Genomic DNA, 22,626 nt, shown 5'->3' on the forward strand with positions numbered 1-22,626 from the left:
TGGCGATTGAATAGGAATTGATTGACAACGGGACAGCCTTAGAGGGCAAACGGGGAGCTGAGTTCAGTGGATCGCCACGGCCCGTAAGGCTCTCCGCGATGGTTCACGGTTAACCGAAATAATCAGAACCATTCCCGAGCTTTCCGATCTTTTTGACGAATCGTCTCGAATCCTTAAGGAACTGGGCCTTGGCCCATCGAAAAGCCCCGGTTTCCTCCATGATGGTTAATTGTTCTCGGCTTTTCGCGCCCTGCAACTCTAACGGAAATGTCGCTTGAAACGCTGGTGAATCAGGCTTTGAACGATCCTGATTGGCTGAACTGAGGGGTTGATCAACAGTAATTAATTTACTAACGTTTGCTAACGTATGCCAATATTTAGATATGGCATACATCCCTCTCAGAAAAGCGGTCGAATTTCTGGGATTGCATCCAAATACGCTAAGAAAGTACGCAGATGAAGGGAAGATCGAAACCATCCGAAACGAGGCGGGCCAGCGGCTTTATAACGTCGAGTCATATGGACGCAAGGCAACTCGATCTACCGTTGTTTGCTATTGCCGCGTCAGTTCACCCAAGCAACGAGACGATCTCGCAAGACAAGTCCAGTTCATGCGTGATCGCTATCCCGAGGCCGAAATCATCCAAGACATCGGATCGGGTCTCAACTTCCAGCGAAAAGGACTGCAATCCCTACTGGTCAGACTCATGCGCGGCGATCAGCTCCAAATTGTGGTTGCCTGCCGCGATCGGCTCTGCCGATTCGGATGCGAGCTGTTCGAGTTCATGGCTCAACAAAACGGTGGCGAACTCATGGTTCTCGACCCATCTGTTCACTGCCCAGAATCCGAACTCACAGCGGATCTGCTCGCCATCCTTCACCTCTTCTCTCGTCGAATGCCCGGACTCAGAAGCTACCGGAAGGCGATCCAGGAAGATCCGAATCTTCCTAAGCCCTGATCAAAAAGCGCTCCTGAAGCAATGGTTTGGCGTTTCGAGATACGTCTACAACGCCACGATCAAGCACCTTCAGGAGCCGGGAACCAAAGCCAACTGGATGGCAGTTGCACCCATCATCTTGGGTGCGCTTCCTGAATGGGCCAAGCCAGTTCCCTACCAGATCAAAAAGATTGCGGTCAAAGATGCTTGCACTGCCGTTCGAGAAGCCAAGAAAAGCTTCAAAAAAGACGGGCAGATTCGCAAATGTCGCTTCCGTAGTCGCAAAGATCGACAACAAACGATCTACATCCCCAAATCAGCCATCAGCGAAAACGGTGTTTACCACACCATCTTAGGGAAAGCAGACCTGAAAGAATCAATTCCTGATGGCTTCAGTGATGGTCGGTTGACACTTGCCTATGGTGAGTATTACCTGATCACCTCAACAGAAGTGCAACCCATTCAGTCCGAAAACCAAGGGCGGGTGGTTGCCTTAGATCCCGGTGTTCGCACATTCATGACCTTCTTTGCTGAATCCTCCTATGGATGGATTGGCAATGACTCGAACTTGCTGATTCAAAAGCTGTGCTTCAAGCTGGATCGCCTGATTTCCAAAATTACCAAGGCTAAATCAGCTCAAAAGCGTCGCCTTAAGAAAGCCGCTGATCGCCTGCGTTCCAAAGTGCAACACCTGGTGAAAGAACTTCACCACAAAACCGCACGGTTCCTGACTGAAAACTTTGATGTGATTTTGTTGCCCAGCTTTGAATCCTCTCAAATGGTGAGCAAATCACGTCGCAAGATCAAGTCAAAAACCGTGCGGCAGATGTTGACCCTATCGCACTACCAGTTCAAGAAACATCTGGAGTGGAAAGCTTGGGAGTTGGGCAAGATTGCCTTGACCAATATCAACGAAGCCTACACATCTAAGACCGTTTCGTGGACAGGTGAAATCGTCAAGATTGGCGGCTCTCGGGTCATCAAGTCGAAAGTTGATGGACGGTCAATGAATCGGGATCTAAATGGTGCTCGTGGGATTTTCCTGCGGGCATTGGTTGATACGCCTTGGTTGAGAGACCATCTCGACTTATGTATTTGTTAGCATCCGTTAGCAAAAAAGTATCGGAGAAAAAGCCAAGGGCGAAAAGCCCAGAGTGCAAAATCAAAATCCAAGGAGGGCGTGATGATGTCGATCGGGCTGGAGGACGATCGCGATCGCAGTGTTTCTCCGCAATTTCAGGGATGCTGAAACTAATCAATTTCTCCAGCGATCGGATCTTTTTCCGATCAGTCCCTAGTCTCTCCCTGGAATCTAGTCTCTCCCTGGAATATTGATGTCTTGATCGGGTGTAAAACCTTAACCCAGTCCAGGTCAGGTGCTTGACAAATTTTCCAAATTCAGGCCCAAAATTCCAAAACTAGGTTAAACTTAGGTTAAGAAGCCCTTAAAGGAGCTTCGTTCGCGCCCAACTCACGCCGTTACCGCGATCGCCCAGCGTTATCCTCCAACCAGGTGCAATCAGACCTTAACCCTCTGCTCTAACATCTTCCGGAAGCTCGCGATCGCCTCTTCGTCCATTCACAAATCGTGTATGACCTGGAGGTTATCCCATGAAAGACCATGCGACCTTTATCGCTCCTTGCTCCACCTATCGCGGCGTAGTTCGCCCCGAGAATTTGGTCTTTAACGCGAACCTCCAAGAGTTTGCCCAACGAGTTGGCTTCATTTGCAACTTGGAGACCAACGGCAAGCTCTCACCCGAGGAAGCTTTTCATGAACTGCAATCCCTGTGGGCTTCCCTGGAAGGGAGCTATGAAAACCTTGGCGTTGGCCAAGAACCTTTTGGATCCAATCCGCAATAGTGGCCATGCTCGCAACCAACCACTTTAGCGAAGGCTTTGGATGGTTGCGAGTGGCGCGGCGACCCAAGTTTGGGTTTTTGGCGGATCCACTGTTTGAACTCGCAGACTCACCATCGATGCATTCCCGATGCGCCATTGCGGCCTAGCCCCACGGCTGCGTGTAGTTGCTGAATGCTCCATGGTTTGATCGCCCTCCCCCTGCCAGAGACCGTTCTTGGCTAGGTTTGGCCCTGGGGAGAGCGTTAGACTTTGGAGCGTTCAGGCCGTGACTTCAGGGCGAGGGGCCTTCCGATGGTGTTTACAGAAGCTTGGCAATCGGGCAGTGGCGGACAGCAGCCATTTCCCCATCATTTGGCCCGTGCAATTCGGTTGATTGTGTTGGATATTGACGGCACAATCGCGGGTCGAAATAACCAAATTAATCCCCCGGTTCTGGCCGCGATCCAAGCGGCTCAGGCCCGGGGCTTGGCTGTCACCATTGCCACAGGGCGCATGTATTGCTCGGCGTTGCGGTTTCATCGGGAGATTCAAACCCCCCTACCGCTGATTGCCTATCAGGGGGCTTGGATGGATCAACCCGACCACAGCCAACCGGCCGATCGCCCTAAGCCCAAGCCACTGTTTCACCGCCCGCTGGATCGGGCTGTGGCGCGGGAGGTGGTTGACTTTTTGGAGGAGCCGGCCTGGGGCGATCGCCTGTCGGTGCATTTGTATGTGAACGATCGCTTGCTGATTCGCCACCTGACACCGGCCAGCCAGGATTATGCCGATCGCACGGGCGTGACCCCGATCGAAGTGGGAGATTTGCGGCAAGTGCTGGCTCAGGGCCCCGAACCCACGAAGGTGTTGGCCCTCAGTCCCGATCGCCACTTAACCCGCGATCTTTTGGAAAAACTGCGCCAGCGCTACTGTGCCCAGGAAGCTTACCTCACCACGTCCGTGTCCACCTTTTTGGAAGTGGCGCACCCGGATGTGAACAAGGGCAATGCACTGCGGCACTTGGCGGAGCAACAGTTGGGTTTACGGCCGGAGCAGGTGATGTTTGTGGGCGATAACTTCAATGATTCGGAAGCGATCGCCTATGCCGGTTTGGGGGTGGCCATGGGGGATGCGCCGGAACCGGTCAAAGCGATCGCCCAATGGGTTGCGCCGTCGGTGGAGGAGGATGGGGCCGCTCGGGCGATCGAGCAAGTTTTAGCCGCCAGTGGCTCAGTTCTTTAGTTATTGATCAAGTTGTTGATCAATAGCTGTCGATCAATTCCTTGAGTTCAAGTCCTTGAGTTCAAGAATTCTTAATTCCAGAATTCGCCAATTCATTTGGCTCATAGAGAATCAAACGGTTCCCCGCCGGGTCGATCGCGTCAATTTCCCGGCCGTGGCTCGCAATGCGCACCGGCCCCGCCAAGGTGGCCCCCCGATCGCTCACCAGGGCGATCGCTTGATCCAAATTCACTACTTCCAAGCAGAGACAAAGGCCCCCCGTTGCGCCCTGAAAGCGTTCCATCTGTTCGGGTTGGGGCCGAAAAATTCCTAAGCGCAGACCGCCCGTTAGCCCAAATTCCCAATAGCCCGAACCGATCGATCGCACCGGATCTCCCAGGAGCGATCGATAAAACGCGCCCAACTGTCCCCCCATCCCATCCGCTAAAACCACTAGCGCTCCACGATAGTCCAACCGATCCACAATGCAACTCCACAAGCCCGGCGCATCCGGTTAACTGCCCATTCCACCCTACCCCAAGCATCCCTTCAGAACATCAGCTTGGGCAAAGGTTGGGCAAAGAGAGGGATCAGCAAATTGGGGTCAACAGTCACGGGGCCATTAGCCGGTTTTCAACCTGGCATAAGCGTCCGATTTCGCAGTCAATCATCCTGTAGAAGTTGGGAGTTATTGCCAGGCTCGAATCGCTCTCTTGCAGCAGGGTCTTGCGGTTGTGATCCTAAAAAATTCCGCTAAAAATAATCTTGCAAATTTTCTTAGATTACCCAACTTTCTGCGGGAACTATCATGCATTTCACAGTAATTCAAAAAAATTATGGTCACAGACCCATGCAAAAAAATATCCAGAATTTTAGAAATTGAACGGGAACCAATTTGGGAACCCTTCGTCTGACAAGGCAGAGATGCCAAAAGCTCGTAACAGCAAACCGATCGACTCAGTAACTGACCTGAATCGATCGGCTATAGGAAATTTCAATCCTAAGCATTTGGGTGTATCGCAATTATTTCGATGCAGGCTGTGGGCTGTGAAATAACGCACCATCAGCAAATCATTGTTTCCCGATCGCTCGAAATACGATTGCCCAGCCCATGGACTGCGATCGAAATGGCAGGTGAACAAGCCCGTTCATCTGTCTCATCCAGTCGAGATCTAGGGACTTAATCAGCAATATCTGAGGACATCAACAACCATGGCTACAACACCCACCACGGACACTGTAGTTATTCCAACTTCCACCACCCCAACCACCACATCCGGAACCACGGGCACGACGGGAACCACCGGAACCACGAGCACCACGGGCACGACTGGTACGACGGGAACCACCGGGACGACCACGGGAACTACCGGGACGACCACGGGCACGACTGGAACCACAGGCACGACCGGAACCACGGGCACGACCGGAACCACCGGGACAACTACGGGCACAACGGGAACCACCGGGACAACTACGGGAACCACCGGGACAACAACTGGAACCACCGGGACAACTACGGGCGCAACGGGAACCACCGGGACAACGACCGGAACCACAGACACGACCGGCACGACCGGAACCACGAGTACCACGGGCACGACTGGAACCACGGGTACAACCCCCGACCCCACCGGAACCACAACGGGAGCCGCGATCGACCCGTCCCTTTGCTTCGACGAAAAGTTCTATCTGGAGCAAAATCCTGATGTGGTCGCCGCTGTGCAAAGTGGCTCCATCAAGAGCGCCTATCAGCACTTCCTAACGGTTGGACAGTTTGAAGATCGGGCCCCTTCGTTGGTCTTCGATCCGAAGGCATATCTGGAGCTAAACGTTGACCTGAAGATTTCGCTGAAAGCTAGCGGCTTCCGCAGCGCCTTTGAACACTTCATCAAAGCCGGTGTTCAAGAACGGCGGGTGGGCAGCTACTTCTTCAACCCCAATGAATACCTGAAGACCAACGGTGATGTTGACGGGTTCATTCTGTTCAACAATCTGTCGTTTTCCTACAGCTACAAGCACTTCTTGACTGTTGGGGTCAAGGAAGGACGCAACAGCGGCACATTCTTTGATGGCAAGTATTATCTGGAAGCCAATCCGGATGCCGCAGCGGCGGTTGCCAGCGGCCAATTCAGCAGCGCTTTTGCCCACTTCCAAGCGGTTGGTTTTGCCAAGGGTCTCAGCCCTTCACCCAAGTTCAACCAAGATCTCTACCTGGATTTCAACGAAGACCTTTCCAAGGCCTTCAAGGGCGGACAGGTCAAGAATCTGTTCAAGCACTTCCTAGAATTCGGCATCAAGGAAAAACGGGATGCAGATTTCACGAATTCGCCTTTGTCTGACCGGCCCAGCGAGGGAGATGATTTCTTCCGGGGTGGTTCCAACAAAGATGTGTTCAATGGCCTGGGTGGCGATGACAAGATCTTTGGCTTCGGTGGCGATGACATCCTGACGGGCAATGCTGGGGATGACCTGATCTTTGGCGGCGATGGCAATGACTTTATTGTCGGTGGCGCTGGCAAAGATATCCTGGTGGGCGATCAGGGCGATGATTCGATCCTGGGTGGCGAAGGTGACGACTCGATCGAGGGTGGCTACGGTAAGGATGCCCTGTGGGGTGGCGCTGGTAAGGATGTGTTCCTGTTTGGCAAGTTGGATGTGACGGCCACTACGGGTTCCGATTCGTTGACGGGCGGCACGAGCGGATCGACCACGGGCGGCACGACGGGTTCGACTTCCACCACGGGGACTACGCTCGGAACCACCACCGGGACTACGGGCACGGGTACGACGAGCACGGGTACAACTAGTACGGGCACGACGGCCACGGGTACAACTGGTACGGGTACAACTGGTACGGGTACGACGGGCACGGGCACAACCGGTTCCACGACGGGCAGCAGCTCGATCGACCCCTTGACCGGCGAAGCGACGATTTATGACTTCTCTACGAAGGACGATCGAATTGCCCTGGCGGCGAATTTGGGCTTCAAGTCCGGTGGCGATGTGCTGAAAGCCGTGACCCAAAAGGGCCGCGACGAAGATGGCAACTTCTTCTCGATCGTCAAGGTTTCCTCGGGCTTCTCGCTGAAGATCTACTCCGAAGCAGAATTGATCGCCAGCAACTTCCGCATCTTTGGCCTGCCGGACACCAACACGGGCGGTAGCACGGGTGGTAGCACGGGCGGCGGTAGCAGCACAGGCGGCACCACGGGCGGCGGCACTACGGGTGGTAGCCTCGGCGGTTCCACCACCAACGTGACGAACATCACCAATATTACGAACATCACGAACATCACCAACATCAGCCTGGGCGGTGGTTTGTTGGGTCTGCCGCCCGGATTGGCGAAACAGATCGTTGGTGGCAAGCGGACGTTTGACACCCTGCCTCCCGGTATTGGTAAGCGCTTCGGCAAGGGTGATGACGATTAAAACCTGAGCCATTGGGGATCGGGGCCAAATCGCAGAACGGTTCCCGATCGCCAAGATGCAGAGGAGCTAATCGGTTGCGCTGATTCGGCTGCGCTCATGTGGTGCGCTTGCATCGGTGGAAGCAAAACCGATAGAGTCTGAGGGGTGGACAGTGAGCCACCCCTTTTTTTGGGTATTCCCAACTTTTCAAAGATCCCATCAGAGGATGTCTGAAAAGCCAAAACTACTGATTTGTGGGTTTCATCAACCGGCCCAGACAAGGGGCTGAAGCGCCTTGCCCCCGCAACTGTTGGCGATTGGTTCGCCCCTCAGGCTACTTTTCGGGCACTCTCGTAATAGCCAAAAGAATGTTGAAAGATCAATATCTGCAAGACAGCTCAATCTGAAAGATAGCCAATCTAAAAAACAACGAAGACCAAAAATAGCGAAGACAAGGGGAATGCAAGCGATGGATTTCAGTCAACTTTTGAATGGCAAAGGGCTGACGGAACTGGCGATCGAGGGGGCCAAGTGGACTTTGGCGGCCGATGGTCTGTTTTTGCTCTTGACCATTTTGGCGTTTGTGTTGGGCTGGGCCTGGCGATTTCGACTGGTGGGAGTCACCGCGTTCACGATCGTGGTGGCGGCGGGGTTGTTTGGTTTTGGCCTCAGCCTCCGGGAACGGCCGCGCATTGAGGGAGCCGCCCCCTACCAACTGGTTTATGACACGGGAGCAACCCTCGCCACGATCGCCGTTTCGCCAGACTTGCCAGCGGAGGCGTTGGTGGCCACCCTCAAGCAAGCCGCGATCGACCTCTACTCCCCTGGACGAGTGGGGGGTAAGCCTTCGTTGACCATCCGTGCGCGATCGGTCACTCATCCTGAGGATGGGATCTCGAAACTCCAATACCTAGGGCAAATCGAGCGATCGCTCACCGTTCGCATCGATGAAAACCCCAAGATCACTCTGTTCTAGGAATTTAGCTTCTAGGAACTCAGCCCGCTCCCCGCTCGATCAACCGTGGCTTCCTGGATGTTGGTTAAACCATTGAGGAAGCCTGGCCGACTGGCCCAGTTCAGTGCCCAGTTCTACGTCAATCAGCGCCCAGCTCTACATCAACATGCTGTCCATGTTGGGCTGCACCTTCGCTCGAATCAGCAGGGCCGTGATGTTGTCATGGCCATTGTGCTGATTTGCCAGCTCCACCAGTTGCGAAACCCCTTGGTCAAGGTTGGCGCGAGAGCTAATCAGTGGGGCTAAGTGGGTTTGCCAGTGGGTTTCAATCAAGTCGTTGTCGCTCAATCCATCGGAACAGAGCAACAACAGAGCATCTTCATCCAGATCCAAAAACTGGATTTCTGGATCCACTCCGGTGTTATCGCGGGGCCCCAGAGCTTGGGTGAGTTGATAGGCATCGGGGCGGCTGTAGGCGGCATCGGGGTCAATGCCGCGCTGAATTTCCCGCTGTCCGACTTCGTGGTCGGTGGTGATTTGCTCAAGACCCCGACGGCGGGTGAGCCGATAAAGCCGGCTGTCTCCCACGTGGGCCACGGCCACCTTGGAGTTGTGGACAAGCACTAAAACCAGGGTGGTTCCCATTCGTCCACTGCCCGATCGCTGCTCGCTTTGGTTTTCGTCGTAAATGGCCTGATTGGCAATGAAGATGCCCTCTCGAATGGCCTCGATCGGGGGCATTTCAGTTTGCCAATTGGTTTGGAAATAGTCCTGAAGGGTCTTGACCGCCAAGTGGCTGGCCACTTCCCCGCTGGCATGGCCCCCCATCCCGTCGCAGAGGATATAGAGATTGTGGGCCCGAACCGTCCTGCCGTTGGGGGTTTCCAGGCGCTGGAAGTTGGTGTAAATGCCGAAGTAGTCCTCATTGTGATCTCGCTGGCGACCAATATCGGTGCGCCCCGCCTCATCCAGACTCGACAATTTCATGGGCAGGACGATTGTGGGTGTATCGTCCTCATCGTCATCCCGCAGGCTGCTGAGGGGAAGATTAGCGAGCGGATTGCCACCGTTAGGAACAACCGAGCTAGAGGGCATGGCCACGCTTTCGCTCAGGCTGGTGGCGGCGATCGCCGCTACGGGGGATTTTTGCTCCAAGTTGTCGGCAATGAGCCGCAGGTGCTGGCGCACCACGTCGGGGCTGGTGAACTGACCCCGAGCAATCAGTTGAGCCAGGTTAATCAAGGAGTCGGCTCCTGGGTGTTCCGCTTGGGTCAGCAACTGTAGCCAGGCTTCGCCCAAGTGCGTGAGGCTGCTGGCGGCGGTGGGCTGCTCCGGATGCGCGGTGGGGTCATGCAGACGCTTGAGGCTCAGAACGCTGTCTTCGTCAACACACAGGTTGTCGAGCACCAGCAGACTGGCGGTACATTGCACGGGAATTAGCTCTTCCCAAAGGTCGAGCATTTCGTAGAGATCGTGCAGGACTTGCAGGGTGGGTGTGTCGGGATCTCGCCACAGATCGCTCAGGGATTTCCAGTCCGATCGATCCTCAATCAACAGAACTTGCCAGCCTTCTCCTTGCCAGGTGTCGTAGACCTGGGGCAAGCGTTGGCCCAGTTGTGAATCGAGCAGCAGATAGGGTTGGGCAATGGAGGGAATTTGGGACTCGATCGAGAGTTCGTAAGTGGCGGGTTGAGAGCTGGGGGGCAAGGTGGGTTCCGCGTCGCCCTCGATCGGCTGGTGCAACCAGCGATCGAAAAATCGCAGTCGATAGGGCTGTTGATCCAGCACTTGGGTTTGATATTGGGCGCTGGCATCAATTGCCCGAATCGGAGTCAAGGGCTTGTAGCGCAGAAAAGGCTGGTCGGGATCATTGGTCTCGGGGAGATTTGGCCAAGCGGCATCCGGTTCCGGCGGCACCAAAAGAGCTTGCAGAACTGTCCCGATCGCCTCGCCACAGTCACTACAGGTGAGCTGACCGACGGGATTCTCAGTGCCGCATTCCGGACAGAGCAGTCGATCGAGCGAGGCACCACACTGCTGACAGTACTTGTTGTCATCAGGGTTTTCACATTGGCACTGGGGACAAATCTGCATAGCAGCCACTGTCAGAGGTCTCAAGAGTGATCAGGGTTGGTTGATCGATGGGTGATCAAGCTTGGGTGATTAAATCGAGTAATCAAATCACGAGGACTATTAAACGGAGCATCTAAACGAAACGCCTAAACAGAACGCCTAAACAGAATGCCTAAACAGAACATCGCGAATAGCCGTTGGCACGCCACCCTGATCGGAAATACTGGATCGAGTCAAGCCAAATGGGCCAGGTCAAAAGTGGCCGCCCCCGGCAAGATGTTTGACGATCTTTTCTGGATTCTAGCTGACTGCTCCTGGTCTCAATCGTAACGCTTCAGAGATTAAGGATCGTGTATAGATACCTCACTCTCTTGAATTGGCTTCGTTACGGCGTAATTAACGGTTTTGGGGGGGCGAGCCTTGAATATGGAAATCCCAGCCAATTTAGGGCAGCTCCGGTCTCATACGCGCGATCGCGATCGAATGGCATCTGCACCCAGCACCTGAACCCAGTTTTTGAGTTCACCGCGTTCCGTATCCGGCCCCGCTGAGCTAGTGTCCATCTCCGTGGTGCTCAGGGGGGCTTAATCAGCCGCTGCTGACGCAAATTCCGTCTGTTTTAGCTTTTCTAGCGAAAAGTTGCCTGATCCGGCGAAGCATTTGCAAATTTTTCAAGATTTTCGGCCCAACTCCCCATCATGGCCCCAAAATCGACAACGCCCAACCTCCTGAACTCAGGTGTTGGGCTGAAAGGCATTGGGGTTTAAGGACTAGGGGCGGGTTCTGGGATCGGGGCGGCGCGGTTTGGCAGTTCCTGAAGGCTTCCTTGGCGGAAGGTGCGATCGCCCTGATAACCCGACAAATCCGCCAGGCGATCGAGCGGAGTCACCCCTTCATAGAGCTTGCCGCCAATTTTCCAGGAGGGGAAACTGCGAATTCCCGCCGCCCGACAAAGATCCGGTTTAGCGTTCTTGCCGTTGGGATCACACTCCACATAGGGCAGCTTTGCGGCCGCCTCCTTGCCAAACAGTTCTTTCTGCTCGTGGCAGTGGGGACACCAATAGGCTCCAAATTCCTGTGCTCCCGTTTTGGTTAGGTGCTCGGCTAAAGCAATTTCCGCTGGGCCGGAAGTGGTCTTGATGGTGAACATTTCCGAGCCGTTGGAACTGGATCCGCTGGGAGTGGCATAGACCCCCAAGGTTCCCACCAGCGTGATGATGGCCAACCCGATCGCCGTAAAAATGGGTTTCCCTAAATCATCCCAACGGCGACTGCTGAGGGCCAGGCCAAACAGCGACAGGGAAAAGAACGCCGACCCCAAACAATAGAGACAAGTCTCGCGAATTTCCGAGACCATCACATACATCAAATAGCCGCTGAACGTGGCCATCGCTGCGCCGCCCGCCACCAACAGCAAGCCGCTCCATTCTTCAATCTGCACTTGCAGATCCTTACGGGCCTGTTGGGTTACCAGAGGAGCCAGCGCCAACAACAACATCGCGCCATAGCCCAACATCCCAATCAGCGGCAGCGGTATCCCCAACACCTCGGCATAGGGACTGTTCAGGACGCGATCGCACCCTTCTGTGGGGCAAGCCGCCTTTGCGCCCGTTAACTTCACCACGGTTAGATAGCTGGTGAGCACCAAACCGGTTCCGGCGATGCCCGCAATTACGGTGCGACCGTGGCGATGGAGCCAAGGCAGTTGGCGGCGGCGTTTTGTGCTAGAAGCAGTCATGGCAAGGCACAGAGAACCATCTCGATCGGGATACGGCAGAGCCGTCACTACAGACTTCAGGGTAGCGAACGGCCTTACCGCTGTCTAGGAAGGTCAACGAATCATTGCTTGATGGTGCGCAAATGACCGGCCGAATGGGCCAGAAAAAGCGATCAAAACGCAGAAAAGAGCCAAAAGAAGAAGAGACAAAAAAGATGGCCAATGCTCAGCACTGGCCACCCAATCAGCTCGAAATGACAGTCAAATCAGGGCTAATTCCCGAGTTCTAGCGAGCCACCGACCAATTTTGGTCAACCCGGATGGGCGGCATCAGGAACAGGGCAATGAGCTGCCAAGCCGTGTTCAAAATCAACGGCAACTTTTGCAGGGTCTTCACGAAGCCCGGTTCGTTTGAGGCAGCGATTTCACCCAACTTGATGTTGTTGGCGGCACAGCGATCAAGCCGCTCATAGAACTCAGGGTTCTCCACATCCAGGACGATCGGGAACACCCGACCCGCCGTTTCGTTGGTCTTCTTAATTACTTCGATGTCATAGTCGCGAGCGTTCAGCCCGATCGCCGCGTAGAACCCGCTCCGTTGCAGATCGTTCAAGAACATCGTCGCAAACACCGACAGCAGGAAGAACCGGCACCAGAGACGGGCTTTCCAATCGTTCAAGAATTGGGGATTGGCCCGCAGCACCGCATCGAAAAAGTCGCCGTGGCGGTTCTCGTCTTGGCACCAGTTTTCAAAGAAGCGGAAGATCGGATAAATCCGGTCTTCGGGGTTCTTTTCCAGGTGGCGATAGATCGTGATGTAGCGCCAGTAGCCGATCTTTTCCGACAGGTAGGTCGCGTAGAAGATGAACTTCGGTGCGAAGTAGGTGTAGCTCTTGCTTTGGGTCAGGAAGCCCAAATCTAGCGACAGGTTGAAGTCCGTCATCGCCTTGTTCAGGAAGCCCGCATGGCGTGCTTCATCCCGCGACATCAGCTCAAACCCTTCGGCCAGCACCGGGTTTTTGCCCTTCAGTTTCCGCGACAGTTCCTTGTAAAGCAAGAAGCCCGAAAACTCAGCGGTGCAGGAGCGCTCCAGAAACTCAATGAACAGCTCGCGGGTTTTGCCGTCAATGTGATCCCAGCTTTGGTTGAACTCCTCATCGCGCACGAAGTGGTGGCGGTTATAGTCCACCCGAAATTCTTCGATGATCGCTTGGAGTTCCTCTTCGTTGGCGGAGATATCCATCGCCGCCATTTCTTCGAAGTTGGTGGTGTAGAAGCGCGGCGTGAGGATCGTGTCCTTGGCGGGAACTTTGACTCCCGGCTGGACGGCTTGCGGTTTTTGGGGAGTGCTAACCATGAATTGCTTAGTGCGATCGAGGTACGGGTTGGGCGGATGACTGAGCCAGACAGGATCTAGATCGATCTGACTGGCGCAATCTGAACGGATCTATCAGCGTGCTAGGGAAGGGTCGTCAACGGGATGAGCAGCAGCGATTTTTTCCTGACAACTGCACAGCGGTTGTGTGGGATCAAAGGCTGCGTTGGGATTTTAAAAACGGCTTGCCAAAGATCACTAAAGATCAAAAGCCTTAAAAAAACTGTTGTTTAGTCTATCAATCTCCTTTGGGGGGATGGGGGATGGGATATGAAGAGTTACAACAACAGGTAACAATCTGCAACAAATCTCAACTTCTAATTGCCCTAAAGTGCCCAATTGCCTGCTGATCCCCCCTATCGTTCGGGACTGGGGCGATCGGTGCGCACCTTCACGGAATAGCCATGGGACGGCAGACCCTCCGCTTCCGCCAATGCCTGCACCGCCGAAGACACGGACGACAGGGCCCCGGCGGAATAGGAAATGATGCTGGAGTGCTTCATGAAGGTTTCCGTGCTCAGGGGCGAGGCATAGCGGGCTGCGCCGGAGGTGGGCAGGGTGTGGTTGGGGCCCGCGAGGTAGTCGCCCACTGCTTCCGGCGTGGAGTGGCCCAGGAAGATGGCTCCGGCATGTTTAATCCGCTCCAGCAGATCCCAGGGTTCCGCCACTTCCAATTCCAAGTGTTCCGGTGCAAATTCGTTGGATAATTCCGCCGCCAGCTCCAGCGTTTCCACCACGACGACCAGGCCGAAATGGGCGATCGCCTTTTCCGTATCAATCCGCCGAGGATGATCTGCCAGTTGATCCTTGACCTCGTTCACTACCTTTCCGGCCAGGTCGCCATCGGTGGTGATCAGGATTGCGGCGGCCATGGGGTCATGCTCAGCCTGGGCTAGCAGGTCGGCAGCCAGGTGGGTGGGGTCAGCGGTGCGATCGGCAATCACGAGCACTTCTGAGGGCCCAGCGAGGGAGTCAATGCCCACCGTGCCGTAGACTTGCCCCTTGGCCAACATCACGTAAACATTGCCCGGGCCGGTGATCACGTCCACTTTCGGAATCGTTTCCGTCCCGTAGGCGAGGGCGGCGATCGCCTGGGCCCCGCCCACCCGGTAAATTTCCGTCACGCCCGCCTCTTGGGCCGCCACTAGCACGGCCGGGTTCAAAGCACCCCCGGGCCCCGGCGGGGTCACCATCACAATTCGCTCTACCCCGGCCACCTTGGCCGGAATCGCATTCATCAGCACGGTGCTGGGATAGGCAGCCCGCCCACCGGGAACGTAGAGACCGGCGCGATCGACCGGCGTGTAGCGCTTGCCCAAGACCACATCTCGATCGCCAAATTGCACCCAGCTTTTGGGAACGCGCAGCCGGTGAAACTCCTCAATTTGTCGGCTCGCCAGTTGGATCGCCGACAGGAGTTCCTTGGAAACCTGTTGGTAGGCCGCATCCAGTTCCGACCCCGTGACGCGAAGTTGCTCGGCAGTTAAAATCTGCTTGTCAAACTCTTCCGTGTAGGCTAGCAAGGCCCGATCGCCTTGGCGCTTCACGGTTTGGAGGATCTGACGCACGGTGGCTTCCTTATGCGTCACCTGCTCATCGTGGGTGCGATCGCAAATCCGCCGTAGCTCCGACCGGGCCTCGGCCAATTCGGTAATAATTCGCAACATGGAGTCTTCGCGTCCTGGTCGTCCAATTCGGCGACCTCGCAGCGCCCCGTGGCTACCGACGAGATCGGCGTAGTCATCATTATAGAAACACTCGGCAGCCTGAAAACCTTGGCTCCTGAGAGCAAGGCTTAAAAAGCGATCGGGATTCTGGCGCGATCGCTGGGCTAATGCGGTGAGTATTAAAACATTTTTTAACAAAATTCCGGAGTTCTTTGCACGAGTTCCGGCAGTGGGTGTTATTATGGATCGCCGGGCAGTTCCAACACCGTCCAATCTCTCCTTGTCCAGCCTTGCCAAAGGGTGACTGCCAGAGCCGAAATTTTTTCTTGCTCACCAGCGTCACGACTCACCAGGCCCAAGGAACCAGTGCCGATGCTTCTTGACCGCTCATTGTAGCGGTGTCAGCCTGCGGAGCGACCCTGAGACTTTTCCTGGTCTCATCCTAGAACGAAGGCGCGGAAGACTCGACCACGAGAAACAAGCAAGAACCCAAATCCTCTGGTTTGGGTGTCCCCCTTGCCCCGGCATGGGAATCTAGTGTCAACGTTGCAATCGAAATCCTAAGAGATCGACCGTGGCTAATATTAAGTCTGCAATCAAGCGCGTTCAGATCGCAGAGCGTAATCGACTGCGTAATAAAGCTTATAAGTCGGCGGTGCGAACCCTGACCAAGAAATATCTGTCGTCGGTGGATGCTTACGCGGCTAACCCTTCGCCGGAAGCCCTGGAAGCTGTCCAAGCCAATCTGTCCAACGCTGCCAGCAAAATTGACAAGGCCGTGAAGCGGGGTGTTTATCACCGCAACAACGCCGCGCGCAAAAAGTCGAAGTTGGCCAGCTACCTGAAGAAGGCTGTCGCTGCTTAAGGGTTGGTTGGGCGATGGGGCCTCGCCACCCTTGGTGCGTTGTCCATCGCTGACTGAGACTGCTGGGCTGAGATCCCAAGCATTAACCCTTAGCCGTAGTCGAGGTGGGTAAACGCGCCGTGAAAGCGATCGACACGCACGTTCACGTTAATTTTCCCAACTTTAGTGATGATTTCAGCGCCGTTCGCCAGCGTTGGTTGGCGGCCGGCGTTGACGCGTTGGTTCACGCTTGTGTGCATCCGGGCGAGTTTGGGGCGATTCAGGCGATCGCTCAGGCTTGCCCTGAAGTGTTTTTCGCCGTTGGGCTACACCCACTGGAGGCGGAACATCAGTGGCAAGAGGCGTTGGGCGAGCAAATTCGCACCTTGGCTCAATCGGATCCGAAGGTGGTGGCCATTGGTGAAACCGGTCTCGACTTCTATAAATCAACGGCCCATCAAGTGCAGTTGGCGGCCTTTGGGGCCCAGCTTGATTTGGCCAGCGATTTGGGTCTGCCGGTGATCATCCATTGCCGCGACGCTGCTGAGGAAATGCTTGCGTTTCTGCGCGATCGCCCGGGTTGTCCGGCGGGAGTTTTGCACTGCTGGGGAGGTACCCCTCAGCAGGCATTGCAGTTTGTGGAGCTTGGGTTTCACATTAGCTTCAGCGGCACGGTCACCTTCAAGAATGCCCCAGACATTCAGGAATCCGCCAAGGTTGTGCCGCTCGATCGCCTGTTGGTGGAAACGGATTGCCCATTTTTGGCTCCCGTTCCCCATCGCGGTCGTCGCAATGAACCGGCCTACGTGGTTTCGGTGCTCAACCAGGTAGCCGCCCTGCGGAATCTTGACCCGATCGCCCTGGGTGAGCAGACCAGCGCCAATGCTCGCCAGTTGTTCCGACTGCCCCAGTCGATCGAACCCACCGTTCCCGCCCTGGCCCTCGCCTAGGGCCCCGCAGCCGGGCCGGGCGATCGCCCCTGCGATTTGCCCCTTGCCAAGCCCGGTCACCGTTGTTTTGCTGCTGTTTTGCTGCCCGCGTTCCATCTGCCAACGGGTTTGCACTTGGCATCACCGCCCCCAGGAGACGCATGACCGACAAACTCGCGACCACGACCCCTTCGTTTCTGCTGCCCGACCTGATTGAAATTCAACGGGCCAGCTTCCGTTGGTTTCTCGAAGAAGGCCTGATCGAAGAACTCGATAGCTTCTCCCCGATCACGGACTATACCGGCAAGTTGGAGCTGCACTTCATCGGCAAAAACTACAAGCTGAAGCGGCCCAAATACGACGTTGATGAAGCCAAGCGGCGGGATGCCACCTATTCGGTGCAAATGTATGTGCCGACCCGGTTGATCAACAAAGAAACCGGCGAAATCAAGGAGCAAGAAGTCTTTATTGGCGATCTGCCCCTGATGACGGAACGGGGAACCTTCATCATCAACGGCGCGGAACGGGTGATCGTGAATCAGATCGTCCGTAGCCCCGGTGTTTACTACAAGTTTGAAATTGACAAGAGCGGTCGCCGCACCTATTCGGCCAGCTTGATTCCCAACCGGGGCGCTTGGCTGAAGTTTGAGACCGACAAAAACGACATGGTTTGGGTGCGGATCGACAAGACCCGCAAACTGTCGGCCCAAGTGCTGCTGAAGGCCTTGGGCTGGACGACGGCAGAAATTCTCGATGGGCTGCGTCACCCGGAATATTTCCAACGGACGATCGAAAAAGAAGGCGACTTCTCGGAAGAAGAAGCGCTGATGGAGCTGTACCGCAAGCTGCGACCGGGCGAACCGCCGACGGTTTCGGGTGGTCAGCAACTGTTAGATTCGCGCTTCTTTGATCCCAAGCGCTACGACTTGGGCAAAGTGGGCCGTTACAAGATCAACCGCAAGCTGCACCTGAATATTCCCGACACGGTGCGCGTGTTGACCCCGCAGGATATTCTGTCGGCGATCGACTACCTGATCAATCTGGAATTTGACCTGGGCAGCACCGACGACATCGACCACCTGGGTAACCGCCGGGTGCGTTCCGTGGGTGAGCTGCTGCAAAACCAAGTGCGCGTGGGCCTTAACCGGCTGGAGCGGATCATTCGCGAGCGGATGACCGTATCCGATGCGGATTCCCTAACGCCCGCTTCTTTGGTCAACCCAAAACCTCTGGTGGCGGCGATTAAGGAGTTCTTCGGCTCCAGCCAACTGTCCCAGTTCATGGATCAGACTAATCCTCTGGCGGAGTTGACCCACAAGCGCCGTCTGAGTGCCCTCGGCCCCGGCGGTCTGACCCGGGAGCGGGCGGGCTTCGCGGTGCGCGACATTCACCCCAGCCACCATGGCCGGATTTGCCCGATCGAAACGCCAGAAGGCCCCAACGCTGGTCTGATCGGCTCCCTGGCCACCCATGCCCGCGTCAATCCCTACGGCTTCATCACCACCCCGGTCTTCCCGGTGGAAAATGGCCGCGTCCGGCTCGATCGCTCACCGATCTACATGACCGCCGACGAAGAGGACGATGTGCGCGTAGCTCCTGGGGATGTGCCCATGGACGAAAACGGCTACATCCTTGGGGAATCGGTGCCCGTGCGCTACCGCCAGGAATTCACCACCACCAGTCCCGATCAGGTGGACTACATCGCTGTTTCCCCGGTGCAGATTATCTCGGTGGCAACCTCCCTGATTCCGTTCCTGGAGCATGACGACGCAAACCGGGCCCTGATGGGATCGAACATGCAACGGCAGGCCGTGCCCCTGTTGCGGCCCGAGCGCCCCTTGGTGGGTACTGGCTTGGAAGCCCAGGCCGCCCGTGACTCGGGGATGGTGATCGTTTCCCGCACCGCCGGGGAAGTGGTCTACGTGTCCGCCAAGGAAATCCGCGTCAAGGATCCAGACGGCAACATCCTGGAATACGAGCTGCAAAAATACCAGCGATCGAACCAGGACACCTGCCTTAACCAGCGGCCCTTGGTCTACAGCGGCGAGCGCGTGGTGGCCGGGCAAGTGCTGGCCGATGGCTCTTCCACGGAAGGCGGCGAACTGGCCCTGGGGCAAAACGTCACCGTCGTTTACATGCCCTGGGAAGGCTACAACTACGAAGACGCAATCCTGATCAGTGAGCGCCTAGTGGCCGAGGATGTCTATACCTCGATCCACGTCGAAAAATTCGAGATTGAAGCCCGCCAAACCAAGCTCGGCCCCGAAGAAATCACCCGCGAAATTCCCAACGTGGGCGAAGATGCCCTGCGCCAACTGGACGAGCACGGCATCATCCGGATCGGCGCTTGGGTGGAATCCGGTGACATCCTGGTCGGGAAAGTCACGCCCAAGGGTGAATCGGATCAACCGCCGGAAGAAAAACTGTTGCGAGCGATCTTCGGTGAAAAAGCCCGGGACGTGCGCGATAACTCCCTGCGCGTGCCCAACGGTGAAAAGGGTCGCGTCGTCGATGTGCGGGTGTTTACCCGAGAACAGGGCGACGAGCTGCCTCCCGGCGCGAACATGGTCGTGCGGGTTTATGTGGCCCAGAAGCGGAAAATCCAAGTGGGCGACAAGATGGCCGGTCGCCACGGCAACAAGGGGATCATCTCCAAGATCCTGCCCGTGGAAGATATGCCCTTCTTGCCCGACGGTAGCCCGGTCGATGTGGTGCTGAACCCGCTGGGGGTGCCTTCCCGGATGAACGTCGGTCAGGTGTTTGAGTGCTTGCTGGGTTGGGCCGGTGAGCAGTTGGGGATGCGCTTCAAGGTCACGCCCTTTGACGAAATGTACGGGGCAGAAGCCTCCCGCTTGGCGGTGCATGGCAAGTTGCAGGAAGCCCGCGACGAAACCGGCAAGGACTGGCTGTTTGAGCCGACAAATCCCGGCAAAATCACGGTCTATGACGGCCGGACAGGGGAACCGTTCGATCGCCCCGTCACCGTCGGCAAGGGCTACATGCTGAAGCTCGTCCACTTGGTCGATGACAAGATCCACGCCCGCAGCACCGGCCCCTACTCGCTGGTGACCCAACAGCCCCTCGGCGGTAAGGCTCAACAGGGCGGTCAGCGGTTCGGGGAAATGGAAGTGTGGGCCTTGGAAGCCTTTGGGGCCGCCTACATCCTGCAAGAGCTGCTGACGGTCAAGTCCGACGACATGCAGGGCCGTAACGAAGCCCTCAACGCGATCGTCAAGGGCAAAGCGATCCCGCGCCCTGGCACGCCGGAATCCTTCAAGGTGCTGATGCGCGAATTGCAATCCCTCTGCTTGGATATTGCCGTCCACAAGAGCGAAATCCAAGACGACGGCACCAGCCGCGATGTGGAGGTAGACCTGATGATCGATATCCCCGGCGTTCGCCGTGCGCCCACCCGTCCCACTTACGAAGTGTTTGCCCGTGAAGGGTTTGACGACGAGTAAGGTGTGAGTTCTGCGGATCGATCGCCCCCTGAATCCTCTGTCTGGGGCGATCGACCCAATCCCGTTTGCCTGCTGATTGCCCACCGTCACCGAACAACCATGTCGAAACTCAAGCAGCGCTTTGACTACGTAAAGATCGGCATCGCCTCGCCCGAGCGGATTCGCCAATGGGGCGAGCGTACCTTGCCCAACGGTCAAATCGTCGGTGAAGTGACCAAGCCCGAAACGATCAACTACCGCACCCTGAAGCCCGAAATGGACGGGCTATTCTGCGAGCGGATTTTTGGCCCCGCCAAGGATTGGGAATGCCACTGTGGCAAATACAAGCGGGTGCGCCACCGCGGTATTGTCTGCGAACGTTGCGGCGTGGAAGTGACCGAATCGCGGGTGCGTCGTCACCGGATGGGCTTCATCAAACTGGCGGCCCCCGTCACCCACGTTTGGTATCTGAAGGGGATCCCCAGTTACATGGCGATCCTGTTGGATATGCCCCTGCGCGATGTGGAGCAGGTGGTGTACTTCAACTCCTACGTGGTGCTCGATCCGGGCAATGCGGCGGATCTCAGCTACAAGCAACTGCTGAGCGAAGAGCAGTGGATTGAAATTGAAGATCGCCTCTACGCCGATGACTCGGATCTCGAAGGCGTGGAAGTGGGCATCGGGGCCGAAGCGATTCAGCGCCTGTTGCAGGATATTCCCCTGGAGCAGGAAGCCGAGCGCCTGCGGGAAGAAATTGCCACGGCCAAGGGGCAAAAGCGGGCCAAGTTGATCAAGCGCCTGCGGGTGATTGACAACTTTGTGGCCACCGGGGCCAAGGCCGAGTGGATGGTGCTGGATGTGATTCCGGTGATCCCGCCCGACCTGCGACCGATGGTGCAGTTGGATGGGGGGCGGTTTGCCACCTCGGACTTGAACGATCTCTATCGTCGGGTGATTAACCGCAACAACCGGTTGGCTCGCTTGCAAGAGATCCTGGCTCCGGAAATCATTGTCCGCAACGAAAAGCGGATGTTGCAAGAAGCCGTTGATGCGCTGATTGATAACGGTCGGCGCGGTCGGACGGTGGTGGGAGCCAACAACCGCCCCCTGAAGTCCCTGTCGGACATCATTGAAGGGAAACAGGGCCGCTTCCGCCAAAACCTGCTGGGTAAACGGGTGGACTACTCCGGCCGTTCCGTAATCGTGGTCGGGCCGAATCTGAAGATTCACCAATGCGGTCTGCCCCGGGAAATGGCGATCGAGCTGTTTCAGCCCTTTGTGATTCACCGGCTGATCAAGCAAGGCCTGGTCAACAACATCAAGGCCGCCAAGAAGATGATCCAGCGCAATGACCCCGCCGTTTGGGATGTGTTGGAAGAGGTGATTGACGGCCACCCGGTGATGCTGAACCGCGCTCCGACCCTGCACCGGTTGGGGATTCAGGCCTTTGAACCGATCTTGGTGGATGGGCGTGCCATTCAGTTGCACCCGTTGGTTTGTCCGGCCTTCAACGCGGACTTTGACGGTGACCAAATGGCAGTACACGTGCCCCTGTCGTTGGAAGCCCAGGCCGAAGCGCGCCTGCTGATGCTGGCTTCTAATAATGTGCTGTCCCCGGCTACGGGTCGCCCGATTATTACCCCTAGCCAAGACATGGTGTTGGGCTGTTACTACCTAACGGCCGAAAACCCGAACCAGAAGGCCGATGTGCTGCGCTACTTTGCCAGCCTGGATGATGCGACGATCGCCTACGATCGGGGCAAGGTGGGCCTCCACACCTATGTTTGGGTGCAGTACAACGGCCCCGTGGAGCATGACGAGGGCGTTGGGGAGCAGTGGGTGATGGTGGGTGAAGACACCATCGATGTGTCCCTGAATGGTGAAACCCCCGTGATTAACAACGGCCATGTGGTGGTGGAAGGCACGGCTTTGGCGGCCGGTGTGAGTGCGCCCGCCACGGGGCAAGTGATTCGGATTACGCCGGAGCAGGTGACGATTCGCGTGGCCCAGCCGGCCGAGTCGGTGACGATTCCCGCAGGCAGCACCGCCACCACCATCACCCTGGGCAAAAAGACCCGCCGCCCCCTCAGCCTTCGGCGCGAGTGCGATGGTGAACTGCTGGCCCAATACATCCGCACCACGCCGGGTCGCATTTTGCTGAACCAAACGATTCAACAGGCTGTCCTCAGCATCGGCTAATCCAGCCTGCGCGAT

The 22,626-nt window shown here is 56.4% G+C and carries 16 protein-coding genes; 10 read left to right on the plus strand and 6 right to left on the minus strand.

The window, feature by feature from the left end:
• Window positions 1–109 precede the first annotated feature (109 nt).
• A complete protein-coding gene (locus AMR42_RS20015; RefSeq protein ID WP_143473135.1) occupies window positions 110–394 on the minus strand; it encodes a hypothetical protein in 285 nt (94 codons plus the stop codon).
• Here AMR42_RS20015 and AMR42_RS21665 point away from each other — a divergent pair.
• The 4 genes from AMR42_RS21665 to AMR42_RS15630 all read left to right on the plus strand — a co-directional run bounded on the left by AMR42_RS21665 (window position 384) and on the right by AMR42_RS15630 (window position 4,022).
• The gene (locus AMR42_RS21665; RefSeq protein ID WP_099534582.1) at window positions 384–959 is read left to right on the plus strand and encodes an IS607 family transposase; all 576 of its coding nucleotides are present in this window, start codon (window positions 384–386) and stop codon (window positions 957–959) included. The genes AMR42_RS20015 and AMR42_RS21665 overlap by 11 nt on opposite strands.
• Complete coding sequence (locus AMR42_RS15620) at window positions 862–2,040, plus strand: RNA-guided endonuclease InsQ/TnpB family protein (RefSeq protein ID WP_368670748.1); 1,179 nt, start codon at window positions 862–864, stop codon at window positions 2,038–2,040. The genes AMR42_RS21665 and AMR42_RS15620 overlap by 98 nt, the downstream gene beginning before the upstream one ends.
• Window positions 2,041–2,549: 509 nt before the next feature.
• Window positions 2,550–2,801 carry a hypothetical protein gene (locus AMR42_RS15625; protein WP_099534583.1) on the plus strand — a complete coding sequence of 84 codons (252 nt, stop codon included), beginning with the start codon at window positions 2,550–2,552 and terminating at the stop codon, window positions 2,799–2,801.
• A 291-nt stretch (window positions 2,802–3,092) separates the two neighbouring features.
• A complete protein-coding gene (locus AMR42_RS15630; RefSeq protein ID WP_099534584.1) occupies window positions 3,093–4,022 on the plus strand; it encodes a Cof-type HAD-IIB family hydrolase in 930 nt (309 codons plus the stop codon).
• 61 nt (window positions 4,023–4,083) lie between these two features.
• On the opposite strand, the gene AMR42_RS15635 is transcribed toward AMR42_RS15630, so the two are convergent.
• Window positions 4,084–4,485, minus strand: coding sequence for a VOC family protein (locus AMR42_RS15635; protein ID WP_199858214.1), 402 nt, complete (start codon window positions 4,483–4,485; stop codon window positions 4,084–4,086).
• A 728-nt stretch (window positions 4,486–5,213) separates the two neighbouring features.
• Here AMR42_RS15635 and AMR42_RS21525 point away from each other — a divergent pair.
• Window positions 5,214–7,433 carry a calcium-binding protein gene (locus tag AMR42_RS21525; RefSeq protein ID WP_199858215.1) on the plus strand — a complete coding sequence of 740 codons (2,220 nt, stop codon included), beginning with the start codon at window positions 5,214–5,216 and terminating at the stop codon, window positions 7,431–7,433.
• 448 nt (window positions 7,434–7,881) lie between these two features.
• Window positions 7,882–8,388, plus strand: a complete 507-nt coding sequence (locus AMR42_RS15655) for a Ycf51 family protein (RefSeq protein WP_099534598.1) — start codon at window positions 7,882–7,884, stop codon at window positions 8,386–8,388.
• 135 nt (window positions 8,389–8,523) lie between these two features.
• Here the strand turns inward: AMR42_RS15655 and AMR42_RS15660 are convergent, their stop codons facing one another.
• The 4 genes from AMR42_RS15660 to hisD form a co-directional block, all read right to left on the minus strand.
• Entirely contained in the window at window positions 8,524–10,461 is a 1,938-nt protein-coding gene (locus tag AMR42_RS15660; protein WP_099534585.1) for a serine/threonine phosphatase, read from the minus strand.
• 742 nt (window positions 10,462–11,203) lie between these two features.
• Window positions 11,204–12,178: a vitamin K epoxide reductase family protein gene (locus AMR42_RS15665; protein ID WP_099534586.1), complete on the minus strand. Its 975-nt coding sequence runs from the start codon at window positions 12,176–12,178 to the stop codon at window positions 11,204–11,206.
• 265 nt (window positions 12,179–12,443) lie between these two features.
• Complete coding sequence (acsF, locus tag AMR42_RS15670) at window positions 12,444–13,514, minus strand: magnesium-protoporphyrin IX monomethyl ester (oxidative) cyclase (protein WP_099534587.1); 1,071 nt, start codon at window positions 13,512–13,514, stop codon at window positions 12,444–12,446.
• Between the two features lie 374 nt (window positions 13,515–13,888).
• Window positions 13,889–15,199 (minus strand): histidinol dehydrogenase, encoded by a 1,311-nt coding sequence (hisD, locus tag AMR42_RS15675; RefSeq protein WP_099534588.1) that lies wholly within the window; start codon window positions 15,197–15,199, stop codon window positions 13,889–13,891.
• Window positions 15,200–15,773: 574 nt separating this feature from the next.
• Here hisD and rpsT point away from each other — a divergent pair.
• The 4 genes from rpsT to AMR42_RS15695 all read left to right on the plus strand — a co-directional run bounded on the left by rpsT (window position 15,774) and on the right by AMR42_RS15695 (window position 22,611).
• On the plus strand, window positions 15,774–16,064 hold the full coding sequence (rpsT, locus tag AMR42_RS15680) for a 30S ribosomal protein S20 (protein ID WP_099534589.1): 291 nt from the start codon (window positions 15,774–15,776) through the stop codon (window positions 16,062–16,064).
• A 119-nt stretch (window positions 16,065–16,183) separates the two neighbouring features.
• Complete coding sequence (locus tag AMR42_RS15685; RefSeq protein WP_099534599.1) at window positions 16,184–16,993, plus strand: TatD family hydrolase; 810 nt, start codon at window positions 16,184–16,186, stop codon at window positions 16,991–16,993.
• 140 nt (window positions 16,994–17,133) lie between these two features.
• Window positions 17,134–20,433 carry a DNA-directed RNA polymerase subunit beta gene (gene rpoB / locus AMR42_RS15690; protein ID WP_099534590.1) on the plus strand — a complete coding sequence of 1,100 codons (3,300 nt, stop codon included), beginning with the start codon at window positions 17,134–17,136 and terminating at the stop codon, window positions 20,431–20,433.
• A 99-nt stretch (window positions 20,434–20,532) separates the two neighbouring features.
• On the plus strand, window positions 20,533–22,611 hold the full coding sequence (locus AMR42_RS15695; RefSeq protein ID WP_099534591.1) for a DNA-directed RNA polymerase subunit gamma: 2,079 nt from the start codon (window positions 20,533–20,535) through the stop codon (window positions 22,609–22,611).
• The last annotated feature ends 15 nt before the right edge of the window (window positions 22,612–22,626 follow it).

The organism is Limnothrix sp. PR1529 (genome assembly GCF_002742025.1).
Taxonomy (GTDB): domain Bacteria; phylum Cyanobacteriota; class Cyanobacteriia; order CACIAM-69d; family CACIAM-69d; genus CACIAM-69d.